Genomic DNA, 18356 nt, shown 5'->3' with positions numbered 1-18356 from the left:
TCCGCCACTACGGCGTGTTCGGGACTTTCACCCGTTAGTCCGATGCGCTGCCAAGCGCACAAAAAATAAACTACTATCCTGTAGTAGTTTATTGGACAATCTATTATCTATTTTTGTGTTTGAAGTACCATTTCGTACATTTGTTTTGTTGGTTGCATTGGCTCTACTCCTAGTTCTTCCTCTAATGCCGCAACACATTTTCTATACCACTTGATTGCTTGGGGACGGTTGTTTTTATGATAGTAGCAAAACATCAATAATCGATATGCTTCTTCCCATGTACGATCCTTTGCTAGAATTTGTTCACACCAATAAATGGCTTCTTCAAATTCTTCCGTTTGAACAAAGCCTTGCGCAATGCGTTCAGCACCACGTAAAAATAATACTTGGAGCCTCTCCCTCTCACCCAAACACCAATCTTCATATCTTCGGTTTGGTAAATAATCACCTTCATAGTATTCTAATGCCCGCCGTAAGCATTTGATAATCTGGTCCGTATCCTTTTCATGCAAACCTACATGGATCCATTCTTCAAATTCGATAATATCTAACTGATAGCCAGCTTCCTGATTCAATCCATAAGATGATCCAATCCGTTGGATAAAAAACGGAGTCGATCTAGCGACACGGTTTGGCTCTAATGCATTGTTTAAGGCATTTAAAGCAACTTTAAAATCTCTCGCTGCTGCTGCTTCTTCATGCTCTGGCCAAAGCATCGCAAATATTTCTTCGCGTGCAATCATTCGATTTCGCATCGTTACAAAAAGCTCAAGCAACTCCTTAGCCTTTCCACGCTGCCAATCAGATTCTTCCACCTCTTGACTGCCAAGCCACACTCGAAATTTACCTAAAGTTTGAATTCGTAATGTGTAACCAGGATGAGATGTGATATTTGAATATCCTAGGTCATTTAGCAATTGATTTACATACGGAAGATGAATTCCTTCCTTCTGAGCTTCCAGTAATAAAGGCACAATATTATATAAATCTAGCGGTCCAAAAGTCGTTCGTTTTGTAAGGATAAAATCATATCCTCCGACCTGCAGTTTCTTGAGAAAGTTCGTAATGAAACCTTTAAAAGCTTCTCGGTTCTTCTGATGAAAATAGAGAAATGCAAACCAAAGCTGCGTTAGTACAATTCCATACTGGTCACCACAATTTGTATACAAAGCCTCGCATCTTGTTAAATATTGTTCAGCTTCCTCCCATTTTTCATTATGAACAGAAGATATTCCCATGCATAATAAAATTAGTGCAGAAAGCCATGCGTCCTTTACCTTTTCTGTCTCATCTAAGGCCCTATTGCCATATTCAATGGCCCGGTCATATAATCCTCGATTTCCATTTAAAAGACATAAGCCCATCAAGGGTTCTGCCTTTCCTCTTGATACATTTATTTCATCCATAATTTCAAGAGCTGTTTCATAGCATTGTAATGCTAATGAAGAATCATATTTATCGAGTAATTGCACCGCATGTCCCATGCGCATCCAGCCACAAGCCTCAACAAATGGTGCTTGAAATTGAACTCCTTGCTTTATCCCGGATTCTGCGAGCTCTTTTGCCGCTTGACCATTGCCCATAAAGGCTTCAATTAAGGATAACAGTAGATCTGTTTCGCGATGAGATTGCTGTAAATGAATGGTTTTCTGATTACTTTCAACCACTTTCTTTTGTGTAAGAATTTTTTTCGCTTCTACAAGTTTACCAGTTCGTAAATAAAGCCTAGATTCCAAGTTTCCATCTAATAGTGGAATATTTAAGCTTCTCCCTTTTTCAAACCATTTTTTCGCTTTATTTGCTTGGCCCGCATTTGCAAGGTTTTCAGCCATTAATTGGTATAATTTACTTTTATCTTCATTAGAGGAGGACTCATTTTCTTCAAGAGCCTCAATCGCCTGTAATAAATAGCGCTCGGCTTTACCCGGTTGGATTGTATCAAGATAGATTCTCGCTTGTCCCTCATATGCCTTGCTTAAACTCAGAAGGTCTCTCGCAGACTCTGCCAGGTGTATTGTTTTTATGTAACAAGCCTCAGCCTCTTCATAGGAGCACCGGTACCTCAATGCTTCCCCCTTATATAGCCATAATAGGTAATAATGATTCATAAGAGATTCTGGAATGTTTTTAATCCGGTCCAACAAACCCTCAAGTTGCCCGTTTTGAATCATTTTCTCTCCATAATGGTGGAGAATTTCTGCTATTCTCTCAAAATCTCGAATTGCCTCAAGATGATATATTGCTTGATTAAAATCACCAATTCGTTGATAATATCTTGCAGTTTGAATATGGAGGTTATAAAAGTGCCGATCATTCGTCGAGAATAACCTTTGCTCAAGAAACTCCTTAAACAAAGCATGGTAGCGATACTGCCCTTCTCCAATCGAAAGTAAAAAAAGATTATGGTCAGAAAGCTCTTTTAACATTTCTGCTGAACTTCGTATTCCTAATACCTCATCACATACTTTTCCATTTACTTCTTCAAAAATGCAGGTGTTCTCTAGAAATTGCTGGATCATTGGAGGTTGTTTCATAAACACTTCCATTGCAAGAAAACGAAATAACTCATCAAGTGATTTTGATTTATTATTGAGAATTGATTCCAATCCACCGTCAGAAGTTAGCTGTTGGCGAATCATGCCAATCGCGATAATCCATCCTTCTGTTAGTGAAAAGATTCTTTCAATATCTTTCTCAGTCATATCCCCTTCGTACATATCACTTAACAGGACTTCAACCTCATCATACGAAAACATAAGGTCGCGCTGCCGTATCTCTAAGAGTTCTTCTTTCACAATCATCGAAGTCAGAAAAGCCCAGGAAGGTTTTTTCCTACTTGAGATTACAAGATTTAGATTGGGTGGAAGATGTTGAATCAACCATGTCATCCACTGGTCAATTGAAGAAGAATGCTGAATCAAATGGTAATCATCGATGACAAGCATAATATCCGAATCTAGTATGGTAATTTCATTGATAAATAACGAGCAAAGGGTACGTATTTCTTCATCACGCACATACCGTTCAATATTTTCAACATAAAGCAGGAGTTCTGTTCCAAAACCTTGGTGATTTTTCCGTATAGCATAGACTACATATATTAAAAATGGAATAATGTCATCATCATTTGGTCCTACACTATACCAACACGACAACTTTTTTTGATCACGAATAAAAGATGCCAGTGCAGTTGTTTTACCATATCCCGCTCCAGAATGTAGAATGGTTAGTGGATACCTTGGAATCGTTTTCATTTTTTTCATTAATGTAGGTCTTCTTAATACGGTGTCCTTTAAGTTCGGTGGAGTAATTTTTGTTTGTAGAACTTGTATCTTGGTACCCATCCCAAAACCTCCCTTCTTCTAAAAATTGATAATTTTGGTACTATTTTATCATATCCAAGCTAAAAAAGAACTCGAATTTCGACTGAGTTCTTTGTGATGTTATAGATGATTTATTAAGTTCTTCTTAGTTTAATAGTTCCATTTTGTCGAAAGGCCAGTATTTAATATTAACCTTTCCCACAACTTGTTCCATCTTTACAAAACCAAAATGGCGACTATCCCAACTGTCTATACGATTATCGCCAATAACGAAAATATGATTTTCGGGAACTGTTGATTTTCCTGCCACTTCTTCAAGGGTAAAGTCACCGGTTAATTGCCCAACGAATAGTTCCTTTTTAAACGTATCTAAAAATGGTTCGGAAACACTCTTTCCGTTTACATAAAGTACATCGTCACGATACTCGATATGATCCCCTGGCAATCCAATAACCCGCTTAACAAAATCTTCTTCTTTATTTTTATGGAATACAACAATATCAAAGCGGTCAAGCTCCCCAATTTTCATCCCAATCTTGTTGACCATTAGGAGGTTTCCATCCTCGAGGGTTGGCATCATTGATTCACCCTCGACTATGTAGTTTGTAAAAAAGAAGGTTCGCAAAAAAACTACAATAACCAAACTGATTCCTAAAGATTTAACAAAAGAAAAATGATGTTTATTCTTTGCTGGGGTTTCCTCCACCAAAACTCCACCCTTCGCTTTAGCATTTTACGCCTCATCTTCTTTAAGACGAGTCGGCTTTACTTTTAACCTTGCTTCTACTCTTTTACCTACAATCCATAGGACAAATATAATAATAACTACAATTATCGTTCGAACTGGTTGTTGAAAAAGAGCTCGTATATCATAGCCTATGAAGCTAATAGTGAATATCATTACTAATTTTCCACTTAAAACTGCTAAAACAAATTGAGGTGTACTTACTCTTGAAAGCCCGGCTACTAAATTAATTGCCGCTGATGGGGTAAATGGAAAACATAATAGGAGGAAAATTGGACCAAATCCGTGCCGTTCAACCCAGTTAATAAGACCTTTCACCTTTTTATGGCGACTGACAAAAGAAAAGAATCTTTTTTGACCATACTTGCGAACTAGGAAAAAGACAAGGAGAGAACCACCAATTGCCCCTACCCATGAATACAAAAACCCAAGCCAAAGTCCAAATGCATTCGCATTCGCTACGACAAATGCAACAAGTGGTAGAAACGGGAGAAACGCTTCTAACATTGGAAGAAAAATTCCAGGCAATGGACCGAATGACCGATAATCCTTTAATAATTCTTCAATATTTTTTAGTGTAATGAGTTCTTTAATTGCTTCTATGTCCATAAGAATCTCCTTGTTAACTTACTACCCTTATTGTACACCCAATTGGGCATTACTACCAAAAATAATTTTCACATAGAAAAAGACACTAGCATTAAGGTCTAGTGTCTTTCCAATTCTTATACGAGATATTCTACAAACCAATCTTTTATATGGTCAAGGCGGGCCACTCTTAATTTTGGATTTCCGCTTCTAGATAATTCATGGTTTGCACCTGGGAAACGAACAAATTTTGTTGGTTTCTTTTGGTGTTTCAAAGCAACATAGAACTGCTCTGCCTGTTCGATTGGACAACGGAAATCACGTTCACCATGGATAATTAATAAAGGAGTTTCTACATTCCCAACATATTTGAGTGGTGAGTGATTCCATAACTTTTCAGGATCTACAAGGAAATTCCCTTTTAACTCCCATTCAGTAAAGAAGTATCCAATATCACTTACCCCATAAAAACTAAGCCAGTTTGAAATCGAACGCTGCGTAACCGCGGCTTTAAATCGATTTGTATGACCTACGATCCAATTCGTCATGAAACCACCATAGCTGCCACCTGTTACACCAAGCTTTATTTCATCAACAAAGTCAAAATGCTCTACAGCATAATCAGTTGCTGCCATCACATCTAAATAGTCCTTGCCGCCATAATCACCTCGAACAGCATCAACAAATTGTTGCCCATAGCCATGACTTCCACGTGGATTTGTAAAGACAACAACAAATCCCTTGCTAGTTAACACTTGAAACTCATGGAAATACGTATTGGCATACATCGCATGAGGACCACCATGTACTTCAATAATTGTTGGATACTTTTTACCTTCTTCATAACCAAACGGCTTCATCACCCAACCATTAATTTCCCAGCCATCTGGAGCATTAAATGTAAAGCTTTGCGCATCTGCTAATTCAATATCCTGTAAAAATACTTCATTTACATTTGTGAGTCGATTTATATCGCCAGTACTTAAATCTAAATAATATAGATCTCCTGGTTCTGTTGGTTTACTGATACCAACAACTGCCTTATGATTTTTTACTGTTAGTGCGTATACATGCTGGTTCTCGAATAAGGACGGATAGATTTCACCCTCAATTGAACCATAATAAACTCCTGTGCTGCCATGATTACTTAACAGAAAGTAGAAACTTCTGCTATCTTCATTCCAAATAACACCAGGATTTGAACCACCTAATTGGAAGTCGGCAGCAACACAATCCCCTACATATGCATCTAACTCACTTGTTAGACAAGAAAGCTCGGCACTATCATTTGAATATAACCAAATCTTTGGTAAAGTAGCCCCTACAAATTCTTGTTCATGTCCAATTAGTGCAATATATTTGCCATCCGGTGACCAAGAAGGGGTACTAAAATTGCCTGTGCTGTTCGTAATCTTTTGATAACTCTTATCTTGAAGCGACATCACATAGACATCAGAAATCAAGTTATAATCTGAATCCTCACTGATATCTCCTACAAATGTAAGTTTAGATCCATCTGGAGACCAACATCCTGCCGTATAATCATGTTCCCCTGATGTTAATTGCTCCACTACACCAGTAGCCACATCTACCAATGCAAGATGTTGACTTTTATTATCTAAAAATCCTGCTACATCAGATTTATAACGAACTCTTTCGACAACCATCGGTTCAAGTTTTTTCTCGTCTTCATCCTTCTTCTTCTTTTCTTTATCCGTGACGCTCTCGTCATGTGCTAATGAAGTAGTAAATAAGATCTTTGAACCATCCGGTGACCAGATCGGATTTCGTGCCCCGTTTGCACAATATGTAATTTGTTTTGGTTCACCACCGTTTGTATGTAAGCAATAGATTTGCTGTTTTCCTGAACGATTCGATACAAATGCAATTGATTCTCCATTCGGGGACCATCGTGGCGAACCGTCTTTCACATCGCCAAAAGTCCATTGAGTAACCTTACCTTCAACAGTACCAACATATAAATGTGAGTTATACTCGTGCTTATCCTTATTAATTTCAGTCTCCACAAACACATATTTGCTTCCATCTGGAGAAAACTGTGGATCATTGACTGTTTTTAATTCATATAAATCCTCTGCTACGATGCCTCTGCGTTTTATCTCTGTCATTCTTCTCCCGTCCTTTATTACGAATTGTCAAAGTAGTACCTCTTACATTATGCACTACTATTAAAAGTATTTCGACACTGGAAATAAATTTTCCTTCTCTCTTCTTGATTCTTCTAAAAATATGTTTTATTATATATACAAACATACGTTCTAAAAAAAGAGGGGTAATCATGACAAGAATACCTGAGGATGACCGAGCTATTTTTGAAAAAGCTGTCTTTTTACCAATGGTTCTTACCATCCTTAATCGTGATCTGACAGCAATAGAAACCGCTGGCTTTAAGTTAAAAAAGCCTTATCTCCATTTACTTGAACATACAATGAAGAAGGTTCAAAAAGACCTCTATACAATTAAACTACAAATGAAAAAGAAAAATATGAAGGTATGGGAAAAACAAAGAGATGAGGCATTCACATTATTTTCATTCATGTATCGAGGCTATGAAGAGGAACATAACTACTTTAACCCACGGATTCGAAATGAAGTTCAACAGTTGCTTGAATCTTATTTCATTGAAAAAAACGACAATGATTAAAAATGAACAAATGTAAGGCTGGGAAAACCAATTCATTATTGGCGATCTGTTTGATTTGGTATACTTTCATTGTTTTGAGGATTTAGTACAAAATTTATGCGTTTATTTGGTTTGTCCATTCTATTGGTAACAATCGTTCGCAGTTGTGCAGTTCTATGGAGTTGGTTTTGGAAGGATCCTTTCGAGATTTGCAATTTAATGGCTTGCTTATTTGTAAAAATAACAGTTGTGTTCTCATTCACACTATATCTACAATCTGAAACATAGTTATGAGATAGCCATGCGCAGTCTTGCTTTGTTGGCGATGCGGTTGGAAATAAAAAAATCTTATTAGACGCTTCAACAATAATCGGTGCTTTATGGGTCACTCCCATGATTTCACGTGTCCCTTCTTGCCTGCCCTTAAGTGAGCTTCCAAAATAACGGCAGCTTCGGTCGACGATCTCAGTCGGCTTCATGGCTACAACATATTCACCTTCAACTTCCAGTACCCTTGAGCAAGTATTTTTTCCTATTTCAATAGGTAATACTGCCATTGTGTCTGGATTAATTTCATATTCCATCAAATAATTCGTTTGCGTAACTTCCATCTATTCATCCCCTTCAAATTATTATAATATTTTACTAATGAAAGCACTTTCATATTATCACTTCTAGGTATTTATAACTATACAGTTCACAAAAAGTTCACAAAAAAAAGAGTGGAATTCTTAATCAAATACGCCTTGGCGTATTTGCGTCCGATTTTTTTCGAGCATGCTCGAAAACTTACCTTTGAAAAATCGTGACATCCGCCGGAGGCTTTAACTTATTCAGACGGGGTACCAACCCCGACTGTATATAGTTAAAATGCTCTTTTGAATGCAAAAACATTTTTAAAAGAAGACCACCAAATTCATTTCTATGAATTTTCATTTATTTGTCCAAGTTCTTTTTCGGCTAGATAGGAGTTTGCTTGTTCTAATTTCGTATGCTCATCAACCGAATTACCCGCATAGTCAGATTCAGAAAGAAAAGGATTATTTGTGTCTAGGGCGTTTGACATTCCGAATACCGGATTTAATGGTGTATTCTTTGGGATATCGTGATTTGAACCCTCATTTAAATTATTTTTCATATTTTTCCACCTCCATTATTATCATGCATGTAAATACAACTTATCATTCAAGAAATTACCTTAGTCAGTTGAAGTTTTCCTAGAAAAGATTAGTATTCCAAATAAATTTTTAAAAAGTCTAAAAATTCGGTTGATTTTACGTGTCCACCTAAATATACTATTAAAAAGGATTAGGAGTGAGCTTTCATGAAAAAAAGAAAAACATACTCTGAGATCATGAAGTCACGGGATACAAAAAATTTCAAAGCACCAAGGGAATCGGTATTAGACATATATATTCAAATGATTATCGATGAGAGCCTATTTAAACGAAGAAAAGAGCTATTGGAAACGAGGGTTAATGAAGCAATTGATTCAAACAATGAGGGCTTGTTTATGGAAGCTTCAGCAGAGTATCGGAAATTATTTAGCAAAACGTCATAATATACAATTGTAAAGTACAAAAAAACTGACTAACAATTTGTTAGCCAGTTTTTTATGAGCCGTATTATTTTGAAAACTGTGCTTCTTCAGTTGAGCCTTTTAAAGCGGTCGTAGAAGATGTTCCTCCTGTAATAACCTGTGCCACTTCATCGAAATATCCTGTTCCTACTTCACGTTGATGTCTTGTAGCTGTGTAACCATGCTTTTCACTTGCAAATTCAGCCTCCTGAAGCTCTGAATATGCCCCCATTCCTCTTTCTTTATAGCCTCTAGCTAACTCAAACATGCTGTGGTTTAGAGCATGGAATCCAGCTAACGTAACAAATTGGAATTTGTAACCCATTTTTCCGATTTCTTTTTGGAAATTCTCAATCGTCTTTTCATCTAGTTTCTTCTTCCAGTTAAAAGATGGAGAACAATTATAGGCTAATAGCTTACCAGGAAACTTCTCATGAATAGCATCTGCAAAACGCTGTGCTTGTTCTAAGTCTGGCTCAGACGTTTCACACCAAATCAAATCAGCATATGGTGCATATGCCAGACCGCGTGCAATTGCTTGGTCAATACCTGCCTTTGTCCGGAAGAACCCTTCTGGTGTTCGTTCACCTGTAATGAATTCCTGATCAACAGGATCGATATCACTTGTTATTAAGTCTGCAGCGTCAGCATCAGTTCTAGCTATTAAAATCGTAGGAACTCCCATTACGTCGGCAGCAAGTCGAGCGGAAATTAAGTTTCGTACGGCTGTTTGTGTTGGTAATAAAACCTTTCCACCTAAATGGCCACATTTTTTTTCTGACGAAAGTTGGTCTTCAAAATGTACACCAGCAGCACCCGCTTCGACCATGCCTTTCATTAATTCAAATACATTCAACTGTCCTCCAAAACCTGCCTCTGCATCTGCCACAATAGGAGCAAACCAGTCAGTGTCTCCTTGGCCCTCTAAATGTTGAATCTGATCTGCACGTTGTAGCGCTTGGTTAATACGCTTTACAACACTTGGTACACTGTTGGCTGGATATAGACTTTGGTCAGGGTACATGTGCCCTGAAAGGTTCGCATCAGCAGCTACCTGCCACCCACTTAAATAGATTGCCTTTAAACCTGCTTTTACTTGTTGAACAGCTTGATTGCCAGTTAATGCTCCTAGTGCATGAATATAATCCTCTGTATGAAGAAGGTTCCAAAGCTTTTCAGATCCTCTACGTGCCAATGTATGCTCGATATCAATTGAACCACGTAAGCGAATAACATCCTCAGCACTATAAGGCCTTTCAATTCCGTTCCATCTAGAATCCATTTCCCAGCTTTCTTGTAGTTTTTGAACTCTTTCGTTTGTCATTTTAATTTCCTCCTTGTATTCTACTCATTTTTTAATCTATAAGATTTCATATCCAGGTATAGTTAAAAATTCAACAAACTCATCATTCGTCACTAAGTCCTCAAACAGACGAGTTGCATCCGCAAACCGACCTGTTTCAAATGCTTCTGTCCCGATTTCTTGTTTAATGTTTTCAAGCTCTTCTTCTTTCAGTTGATGAACTAGCTCAAGTGTGACCTTTCTTCCATCCGTTAGTATTCCTTTTGGATGGCGGATCCACTGCCAAACCTGAGCTCTAGAGATTTCAGCTGTCGCTGCATCCTCCATGAGATTATGAATCGGTGCGGCACCATGCCCACGAAGCCATGATTCAATGTATTGAATGCCAACATTGATATTCGTACGAACTCCTTGCTCTGTAATAGCTCCTTCTGGAACAGCAATGAGTTCCTCGGCCGTCACTTGAACGTCTTCACGTTTTTTATGAATTTGGTTAGCTCCAAGCATGACTGTATTAAATACTTCCCTAGCAACCGGCACGAGACCTGGATGAGCCACCCAAGTGCCGTCATGACCATTGTTCGCTTCACGTTCCTTATCTGCTCTTACTTTATGAAAGGCTTCCTCATTAGCTTTTGTGTTATTTTTTACAGGTATTTGGGCAGCCATCCCACCAATAGCATGAACATTGCGTTTATGGCAGGTCTTAATGACATGCTGTGAATAAGCACTCATAAATGGGGCTGTCATCGTGACCACCGAGCGGTCTGGTAATATCACATCTTCTACATTCCGAAATCTTTTTAAATAGCTAAAAATATAATCCCATCTGCCACAATTTAGCCCTGCTGAGTGTTCTTTTAGTTCATATAAAATTTCATCCACTTCAAAGGTTGCTAAAATCGTTTCGATTAAAACCGTTGCCTTTATCGTTCCTTGAGGAATTCCAATCTCATTTTGTGCAAAGATAAAAACATCATTCCAGAGTCTTGCTTCAAGATGGCTCTCCATCTTTGGCAAATAATAATACGGTCCACTTCCATTCTCAATCAAATATTGCGCATTATGATAAAAATAAAGACCAAAGTCTAGTAAACTTGCAGAGACTCGGTTTCCATCAAGTTGTATATGTTTCTCTTCTAAATGCCAGCCACGTGGGCGGACAACAAGTGTTGCAGTTACATCGTGAAGCTGATATTTCTTTCCGTTTGGATTTTCAAATGTGATGGTCTTTCTTACGGCATCTCGTAGATTGATCTGCCCTTCGATAATGTTATTCCAAGTAGGAGAGGTAGCATCCTCAAAATCAGCCATAAATACTTTTGCCCCTGAATTTAATGCATTAATGATCATTTTTCGATCGACTGGGCCAGTAATTTCAACTCGCCGATCCTCTAGGTCTTTTGGAATCTGCGCAACTGTCCAATCTCCTTTTCGGATATGCTCTGTTTCAGGCAAAAATGTTGGCATCTTTCCATTATCGATTTCGTTTTGTCTTTGTTGTCTCTTTTCTACTAGTTGTTTCCTTCTTTCTCCAAAGTTTCGCTCTAGTTTTTCAATGAAGTTCAATGCCTGGGGTGTCAAAATTTCTTCATACTGCTCATTCATCTTTCCCAAGATCTGAATTCCTGAGGTTTGTGTCGTCATTTTGTCCCTAACACCTTCCTTGTATTGTTATAATACAGATTATTAATTCTAAAAGTATTATATAACACACTTTTCAAAATTGGAACATTTTTCTGTAAGTTTTTATATAACAATTAAAAAATAGTAATTCTGTACTATAACAACACTATAATAAAAAAAGCCTTGTTAACAGATTGCACTCTGAAAACAAGGCTATTTAGGTTATTTCTCACTCTTTTTAAATTCGTTCGTATACGTAATTCTTTCAAGCATTGTTGGGTGTCCATATCTAAACATCTTCACTAGGAATGGTGGATTCACTTGACTTAAACCAGCTTTTGATAATTCCTGGAATGACGAAACTGCTGCTTTGTTATCCTCCGTCATTTCAAGTGCGTACAGATCAGCTGACTTTTCCTGGTGTCTTGAAACAGCATTTGAGACTGGGTCAGAAACAAAACTTAAAACAGAGATTAATAATAGAAACACTGGAAGAACGGCAATATCTTTTACACTTGATATCTTAAACAAATAGCCCCATTTTCTAACCATAAAGGTCATAAGCTTGCTAATAATAAAGAGTCCTACTAAGGTTATAAGCAAATAGCCGGCAATGCCAATATAAATATGTTTCATTACGTAATGCCCCATCTCATGGGCCATAATAAATAAAATTTCATCTTCATTCAGACGTTGAAGTGTTGTATCCCATAGCACAATTCGCGAATTAGAGCCTATCCCCGTTACATATGCATTAAGGGCATTTGTTTTTTCAGACATATTTACTTCAAATACATGGTCCGCAGGAATTTCCGCACGATCTGCCATCTCAAGAATTTTTGTTTCTAACTCTTTATTGGTTAATGGAAAAAAGTCGTTGTAAAGTGGGTCTATAATAACTGGTTGTACAAACATGAGAAACATGGAGAATGGGATTGATAGAAGCCATGCATGGAACCACCATCTTTTCTCATTTCTTCGAATCAACCAGAACAAGACGCCCACAATTACAATCATTAACGCATAATTCACCCAAAAATCAATCAATAAATCCTTCATCCAGCCTTGAGTCGACTGTACAGTGATATTATATGTTTTTGAAACATTGTAGCTAATCCATGATAGTGGAAATGATAAAACTTCTACCAACAAGGAAAGCCAAAATAAATAAATCGCTGTCTGTAGGATTGAAAACTTAGCTGATACTTTTGACCAATCACGGAACTTTGCTGAAATCCCAATCACAAGGACGAGTATATAAATCAGCCATTCAAACGGTACTGACAGGAAAAACAATAGGTTTCTAATTTGTGAATACTCCTGACTTAATAAAAGCTCACGATCATTCATAAATGTCTGTGGGTCCGCTGGGCTCCCTTTTAGCTGTGCAGGGATGTCCGTATTTGCTCCAAAAAATAAATACCATGCTATAAATAAACCAAAAACGAGATAAATTCCAAGTGACCATCCGATTACTTTTTTCACTATGCTGTCCCCCTTTATGTACAACCCTCTTACTAGTATTTTAGTTTAAAGGAGGGCCAGATAGAACAATGACTTTCCTCATATCTTCATTTTTGACAATATAAGCGTATAAAAAACTCATTGATTTCTAATTCATAATTAGTTATCATGAATGAAATATAATCGAAATTCTGTGATGAAGAGAGTAGTCCTGATGTAACCGTTAGCGAGTTGGGGATGGTGAAAGCCCGATGGTGAAATCAAGATGAACCGCACTTCTGAGAAGCCCACCTGAAATAAGTAGGGTGTGCCGGGGGAACCCGTTACATATTAAGTTAGGTTCATCGTGAACAATTGGAGTGGTACCGCGGGTAAATCTCGTCTCTTTTATAGAGACGGGATTTTTTTTATCTTTAAAGGAGGGTTAGAAAAAATGAATGTTATACAAGTGTATGCCGAAGCTATATCAAAGCAACTACAAGATGTTTTATCATATGAAGAAGTAATAAAACTTATTGAAAAACCAAAATTTCAGGAACAAGGTGATTTAGCATTTCCTTGTTTTGCCCTTGCCAAGCACTTGCGAAAATCACCTGCTGTTATTGCACAAGAAATGGCACCTTTAATTCAAGGCTCCCTTTTTGAGGAGGTTGTTGCCGAGGGGCCATATATAAACTGTTTTCTAAACAAGCAAGTAGTGAGTAAACATATTCTTCAAACCATCCATGCCAAAGAGTCAAATTACGGAAGCCACAACTTTGGTCAAGGAGCGACAATTACCATTGATTTTTCTTCACCAAATATCGCAAAGCCTTTTTCGATGGGGCATTTGCGTTCCACTGTTATCGGTAACGCGCTTGCCAAGATTGTGGAGAAATGTGGCTATCAGCCACTCCGAATTAACCATCTTGGAGATTGGGGTACACAATTCGGAAAACTCATTGTTGCATATAAACTTTGGGGTAATGAAGAGGCCGTTAGAAACAACCCGATAACGGAGTTGCTCAAGCTTTATGTGCGTTTCCACGACGAAGCCCAGACAAATCCTCAACTTGAGAATGAGGCAAGAATGTGGTTCAAATGGCTTGAAGAAGGAAACGAAGAAGCCTTAAACCTTTGGCGCTGGTTTAGAGAGGAATCATTAAAGGAGTTCTCACGAATTTATTCCCTGCTAGATGTTGAATTTGATTCCTATCATGGAGAAGCATTTTATAATGACAAAATGGAAACTACAGTTGCAATGTTAAACGAAAAAAATCTTTTATCTACGTCAGAGGGTGCAGAGGTAGTCGATTTATCTGAACAAAATCTCCCTCCTTGCCTGATTAAAAAATCTGACGGTGCAACCCTTTATGCAACTAGAGATGTTACAGCAGCCATCTATCGGCAGGATCACTACCATTTTGCTAAAGCTATCTATGTAGTAGGACATGAGCAAAGCTTGCATTTTAAACAAATATTTCTAGTACTTGAAAAAATGGGTTATCAGTGGGCGAAGGAAATGGTCCATGTTCCATTTGGTTTTATCCTTAAAGATGGAAAGAAAATGTCGACACGAAAAGGAAAAATAGTTCTGTTGGAAGAGGTTATGAAGGAAGCAATCGAGCTCGCAAAGCAAAACATTGAACAGAAAAATCCAAGTCTCGTAAACAAAGACGAAATCTCGAAAATGGTCGGTTTGGGAGCAATCATCTTCCATGACTTAAAGAATGAACGACTCAACAATATTGAATTTTCACTAGAAGAAATGCTTAAATTTGAAGGAACTACCGGACCTTACGTTCAATATACTCATGCAAGAGCTTGTTCTATTTTACGAAAGGCGAAGCTTTCAGGGGAAACAACAAATGGACTTTCCGATTCGTATAGCTGGTCAATTGTGAAGCTTTTGATGGATTTCCCGGCAACCATCCAAAGAAGTATGCAGCAGTACGAGCCTTCAGTAATTGCAAAATATGTAATAGAGCTCTCTCAAGAATTCAACAAGTATTATAGCCATGTAAAGGTTCTTCAAGTGGATGAAGAAATGAATGATCGAATTGCATTGGTCCGTTCCGTTACCATTGTACTGAAAGAAGGATTACGATTGCTAGGAGTTAAAGCACCCGAGGAAATGTAGTAGGCCCAGGACGTTGTGTCCCGGGCTCTTATTCTGGATGATACTGATATTTTTTCAGGTCAATTATACCGTTTACAACCTCTATCCCTTCATCCTTAAGAAAGATGACTTGAGCAGCACGTGTTTCCTCATCTGCGATCGCAATTTCACCCTTGGAGTTGATAATCCGGAACCAAGGAAGGTTATATTTCTTACTCATCGAATGAAGGATCCTCACAACCTGCCTTGCACCTCTTGGACTTCCCGCGAGTTTTGCAATCTGTCCATAAGTCATAACCTTTCCAGACGGTATTTGCTTAATGATTCTAATAACACTTTCGGTAAATGGTTTCATATTAACTTTATCCTAACACTAAAAATAATTATTGTGAGCTCACTAAACTTATTTCCCTTTATAGTTCGGTTTTCTTTTTTCATTAAAGGCAGCTAGCGCTTCCACCCTGTCCTCCGTTGGGATGATCACTTCATACGCTTTGCGTTCAATCTTAAAGCCTGTATGTAGGTCCGTGTTTAACCCTTGCTTAATAGCAAATTTAGCTTGCTGTAAGGCAAGAGGACCGTTCTTTAACATATCATTTGCTAGCTTCATGGAAGCTTCCATTAGTTCTTCACGCGGTACAACACTTGATACAATCCCATATTCTTTCGCCTCTTCGGCGCTAATTCGTTTTGCCGTTAAAATTAGCTCCATTGCTTTTGTTTCACCAATAAGGCGGGGAAGTCGTTGCGTTCCACCCGCTCCAGGAATGATTGCCAGACTTGTTTCTGTCAACCCTATCTGTGTATTTTCAACCGAAATTCGGAAATCACAAGCTAGCGCAAGCTCCATTCCACCACCAAATGCATAGCCATTAATTGCAGCAATAGTTGGCTGTGGTAAATCTCCGATACTAGCAAAAACCTGACCTATTTTATATACATTTCTTCTAACCTGTGCTTCATTTAATGTTTTTCGTTCCTTTAAATCTGCACCCACACTAAATGCTTTTTCACCTGTTGCAGTTATGATAACAGCGCGAACACCGGCATTTGTACGGATATCCTCGACAACCTCATCAAGTGTTTTAAGCATCTCATAATTAAAGCAGTTCAACGCTTCTGGGCGATTCAATGTGACAGTTGCAACGTGATTTTCAACTTGGTATAAAACTGTAGTCATAGTTCCACCTCTTCTATAATTTTAATATCGCTTACATCCTATTTCGCTTCAAACTAAAAAATTCCTTTAACAATTTTTATCAGCGTCGACATACTAAAAAGAACAGGCCGTTTGACCTGTTCGTCTACCTTATTTATTCGCAACTAAATCCTTTAAGGCACGACGGAGAATCTTTCCGGTCGTATTTTTAGGAAGTTCTTCTAGGAATTCTATTTTACTAGGAAGCTTGTATTTAGCTAAATGCTCACGACAATAATCAAGAAGATTCTCTTCTGTTAGCTCTTCTACCTTCTTCACAACATAACAGACAACTGCCTCACCCAGATTCGGGTCTGGCACCCCAAAAACAGCAACTTCAACAACACCAGGATGATTATAAAGGACTTCTTCTACTTCTCTTGGATAAACATTATATCCACCAACATTGATCATATCTTTCTTGCGGTCAACGATATAATAATAGCCTTCTTCATCCATTTTGGCTAAATCACCCGTATAAAGCCAGCCATTGCGTAATGTTGCAGCACTTTCTTCAGGCATTTTATAATAGCCCTTCATGACATTTGGGCCACGAACAATCAACTCTCCAACCTGACCAACAGGAACTTCCTCACCATTTTCGTCGACAACCTTATTCTCAACATTGACAATGTTTGTCCCAATTGAGCCTGGTTTTCGAGGCCGATCTAACGGATTAAAGCAGGTTACAGGTGATGCTTCAGATAAACCATAACCTTCAGATACAAGAACATTGAACTTCTGCTCAAAGCTCTTTAAAAGTGCAACAGGCATTGCTGCCCCTCCTGAAATACATAAGCGTAAAGAGCTTAGATCCTCAGGATTTCCATCAGGATATTGGAGGAGAAAATTATACATCGTTGGTACCCCCGCAAAAACAGTTGCCTGATGCTCAATTGCGATTTGGAATATTTCCTTTGGGCTAAACTTAGGTACAATCAGCATTGTTCCACCGCTCATTAATGGTGCATTTAATGCGACTGTCATGCAGAAAACATGGAACATCGGTAAGGTTGTAATAACCCTATCCTGATCAGAAATTTTTAGGTATTCCGCAACATCCCTTGCATTGCTGTACAAGTTCATGTGGGTCAACATGGCTCCTTTTGGTTTACCCGTTGTACCAGATGTGTACAAGATTACGGCAACATCCTCATCTTCAAGCGTTGGTCCATCGTATGAGAGTTGACCTGAGCTAACAACCTCTGTAAACGATTTCAATTTTGGGTAGATTGATAGTTTTGTGACATCGACGCCACTATTTGTACCCTCTGGTGTTTCGCAAACAATGAGATGTTCAACTTTCGGAAGGTGTTCATTCATCTTTTCAAAAAGTGGGACAAGCAAGTCTAACGTAATAGCAGCCCTTACATCTCCGTTGTTAATAATATATCCGATTTCATCCGGAGTATATATCGGATTAATTGGGATAACTGTTGCCCCTACACGTAGTGCACCGTAAAATCCAATAACAAAATGTGGAGTGTTGCCTAGTACTAGAGCAATGTGATCACCCTTTTTAATTCCCAACTTCTCCAAGCCATTTGCAAACTTTGTAACTGCACCATCTAATTCAGCATATGTACTTACATTCCCTTGAAAAATATATGCTGGTTTTTCGAAGTATTTCTGCGCTGTTTCCCCTAGTCGTGACGATAGATTCAATTTTCTCCCTCCCTCAGCCAATATTATGAATGAATAATCATTCATTTATTGACAAAAAATAAAATTCTAAATATATTATATTGAAAGAAAGTTTTACTATCAAGATGGTATTGCATATTTTTA

Annotated in this window: 15 protein-coding genes and 1 other annotated feature; of the genes, 3 read left to right on the top strand and 12 right to left on the bottom strand. The window is 38.1% G+C overall.

Going from position 1 to position 18356, the window contains the following annotated elements:
* Positions 1 to 107 precede the first annotated feature (107 nt).
* From ACFSFW_RS14320 to ACFSFW_RS14305, 4 genes are all read right to left on the bottom strand, one after another.
* Entirely contained in the window at positions 108 to 3344 is a 3237-nt protein-coding gene (locus tag ACFSFW_RS14320) for an AfsR/SARP family transcriptional regulator (protein ID WP_388039221.1), read from the bottom strand.
* Between the two features lie 124 nt (positions 3345 to 3468).
* A complete protein-coding gene (gene lepB, locus ACFSFW_RS14315) occupies positions 3469 to 4029 on the bottom strand; it encodes a signal peptidase I (RefSeq protein ID WP_388039220.1) in 561 nt (186 codons plus the stop codon).
* A gap of 27 nt (positions 4030 to 4056) precedes the next feature.
* A complete protein-coding gene (locus tag ACFSFW_RS14310) occupies positions 4057 to 4677 on the bottom strand; it encodes a TVP38/TMEM64 family protein (RefSeq protein ID WP_099353466.1) in 621 nt (206 codons plus the stop codon).
* A gap of 116 nt (positions 4678 to 4793) precedes the next feature.
* Positions 4794 to 6785 carry a S9 family peptidase gene (locus ACFSFW_RS14305; RefSeq protein ID WP_388039218.1) on the bottom strand — a complete coding sequence of 664 codons (1992 nt, stop codon included), beginning with the start codon at positions 6783 to 6785 and terminating at the stop codon, positions 4794 to 4796.
* A gap of 170 nt (positions 6786 to 6955) precedes the next feature.
* On the opposite strand from ACFSFW_RS14305, the gene ACFSFW_RS14300 reads away from it, so the two are divergent.
* Positions 6956 to 7321, top strand: a complete 366-nt coding sequence (locus ACFSFW_RS14300; RefSeq protein WP_099362399.1) for a YhjD family protein — start codon at positions 6956 to 6958, stop codon at positions 7319 to 7321.
* 35 nt (positions 7322 to 7356) lie between these two features.
* On the opposite strand, the gene ACFSFW_RS14295 is transcribed toward ACFSFW_RS14300, so the two are convergent.
* Both ACFSFW_RS14295 and ACFSFW_RS14290 read right to left on the bottom strand, forming a co-directional pair.
* Positions 7357 to 7911 carry a competence protein ComK gene (locus tag ACFSFW_RS14295; protein ID WP_304214447.1) on the bottom strand — a complete coding sequence of 185 codons (555 nt, stop codon included), beginning with the start codon at positions 7909 to 7911 and terminating at the stop codon, positions 7357 to 7359.
* Positions 7912 to 8222: 311 nt separating this feature from the next.
* The gene (locus ACFSFW_RS14290) at positions 8223 to 8438 is read right to left on the bottom strand and encodes a hypothetical protein (protein WP_388039216.1); all 216 of its coding nucleotides are present in this window, start codon (positions 8436 to 8438) and stop codon (positions 8223 to 8225) included.
* A 186-nt stretch (positions 8439 to 8624) separates the two neighbouring features.
* On the opposite strand from ACFSFW_RS14290, the gene ACFSFW_RS14285 reads away from it, so the two are divergent.
* Entirely contained in the window at positions 8625 to 8861 is a 237-nt protein-coding gene (locus tag ACFSFW_RS14285) for an IDEAL domain-containing protein (RefSeq protein WP_304214449.1), read from the top strand.
* Positions 8862 to 8925: 64 nt separating this feature from the next.
* Here ACFSFW_RS14285 and aceA read toward each other — a convergent pair whose 3' ends face one another.
* The 3 genes from aceA to ACFSFW_RS14270 form a co-directional block, all read right to left on the bottom strand.
* Positions 8926 to 10203, bottom strand: a complete 1278-nt coding sequence (gene aceA, locus ACFSFW_RS14280) for an isocitrate lyase (protein ID WP_388039214.1) — start codon at positions 10201 to 10203, stop codon at positions 8926 to 8928.
* Between the two features lie 36 nt (positions 10204 to 10239).
* Positions 10240 to 11829: a malate synthase A gene (gene aceB / locus ACFSFW_RS14275; protein WP_388039212.1), complete on the bottom strand. Its 1590-nt coding sequence runs from the start codon at positions 11827 to 11829 to the stop codon at positions 10240 to 10242.
* A 201-nt stretch (positions 11830 to 12030) separates the two neighbouring features.
* The gene (locus ACFSFW_RS14270) at positions 12031 to 13293 is read right to left on the bottom strand and encodes a M48 family metallopeptidase (RefSeq protein ID WP_388039210.1); all 1263 of its coding nucleotides are present in this window, start codon (positions 13291 to 13293) and stop codon (positions 12031 to 12033) included.
* Positions 13294 to 13456: 163 nt separating this feature from the next.
* Positions 13457 to 13661: a binding site (T-box leader), on the top strand.
* A gap of 44 nt (positions 13662 to 13705) precedes the next feature.
* Here ACFSFW_RS14270 and argS point away from each other — a divergent pair.
* Positions 13706 to 15391 (top strand): arginine--tRNA ligase, encoded by a 1686-nt coding sequence (gene argS / locus ACFSFW_RS14265; RefSeq protein ID WP_388039209.1) that lies wholly within the window; start codon positions 13706 to 13708, stop codon positions 15389 to 15391.
* A gap of 28 nt (positions 15392 to 15419) precedes the next feature.
* Here argS and ACFSFW_RS14260 read toward each other — a convergent pair whose 3' ends face one another.
* The 3 genes from ACFSFW_RS14260 to ACFSFW_RS14250 form a co-directional block, all read right to left on the bottom strand.
* On the bottom strand, positions 15420 to 15725 hold the full coding sequence (locus ACFSFW_RS14260; protein WP_388039208.1) for an MGMT family protein: 306 nt from the start codon (positions 15723 to 15725) through the stop codon (positions 15420 to 15422).
* A gap of 48 nt (positions 15726 to 15773) precedes the next feature.
* Entirely contained in the window at positions 15774 to 16550 is a 777-nt protein-coding gene (locus tag ACFSFW_RS14255; protein ID WP_388039206.1) for an enoyl-CoA hydratase, read from the bottom strand.
* Positions 16551 to 16679: 129 nt separating this feature from the next.
* Positions 16680 to 18233, bottom strand: a complete 1554-nt coding sequence (locus ACFSFW_RS14250; RefSeq protein WP_388039205.1) for a fatty acid--CoA ligase family protein — start codon at positions 18231 to 18233, stop codon at positions 16680 to 16682.
* Positions 18234 to 18356: the final 123 nt, after the last annotated feature.

Origin of the sequence: Ferdinandcohnia salidurans (assembly GCF_042680725.1) — a bacterium.
Lineage (GTDB): Bacteria > Bacillota > Bacilli > Bacillales > Bacillaceae_L > Ferdinandcohnia > Ferdinandcohnia salidurans.
This window is presented reverse-complemented; position numbering and strand designations above follow the sequence as displayed.

Coding starts and splice junctions, on each gene's coding strand:
- ACFSFW_RS14320 (WP_388039221.1), bottom strand. CDS start 3,344: ATGGGTACCAAGATACAAGTTCTACAAACAAAAATTACTCCACCGAAC.
- ACFSFW_RS14310 (WP_099353466.1), bottom strand. CDS start 4,677: ATGGACATAGAAGCAATTAAAGAACTCATTACACTAAAAAATATTGAA.
- ACFSFW_RS14305 (WP_388039218.1), bottom strand. CDS start 6,785: ATGACAGAGATAAAACGCAGAGGCATCGTAGCAGAGGATTTATATGAA.
- ACFSFW_RS14300 (WP_099362399.1), top strand. CDS start 6,956: ATGACAAGAATACCTGAGGATGACCGAGCTATTTTTGAAAAAGCTGTC.
- ACFSFW_RS14295 (WP_304214447.1), bottom strand. CDS start 7,911: ATGGAAGTTACGCAAACGAATTATTTGATGGAATATGAAATTAATCCA.
- ACFSFW_RS14290 (WP_388039216.1), bottom strand. CDS start 8,438: ATGAAAAATAATTTAAATGAGGGTTCAAATCACGATATCCCAAAGAAT.
- ACFSFW_RS14285 (WP_304214449.1), top strand. CDS start 8,625: ATGAAAAAAAGAAAAACATACTCTGAGATCATGAAGTCACGGGATACA.
- aceA (WP_388039214.1), bottom strand. CDS start 10,203: ATGACAAACGAAAGAGTTCAAAAACTACAAGAAAGCTGGGAAATGGAT.
- aceB (WP_388039212.1), bottom strand. CDS start 11,829: ATGACGACACAAACCTCAGGAATTCAGATCTTGGGAAAGATGAATGAG.
- argS (WP_388039209.1), top strand. CDS start 13,706: ATGAATGTTATACAAGTGTATGCCGAAGCTATATCAAAGCAACTACAA.
- ACFSFW_RS14260 (WP_388039208.1), bottom strand. CDS start 15,725: ATGAAACCATTTACCGAAAGTGTTATTAGAATCATTAAGCAAATACCG.
- ACFSFW_RS14255 (WP_388039206.1), bottom strand. CDS start 16,550: ATGACTACAGTTTTATACCAAGTTGAAAATCACGTTGCAACTGTCACA.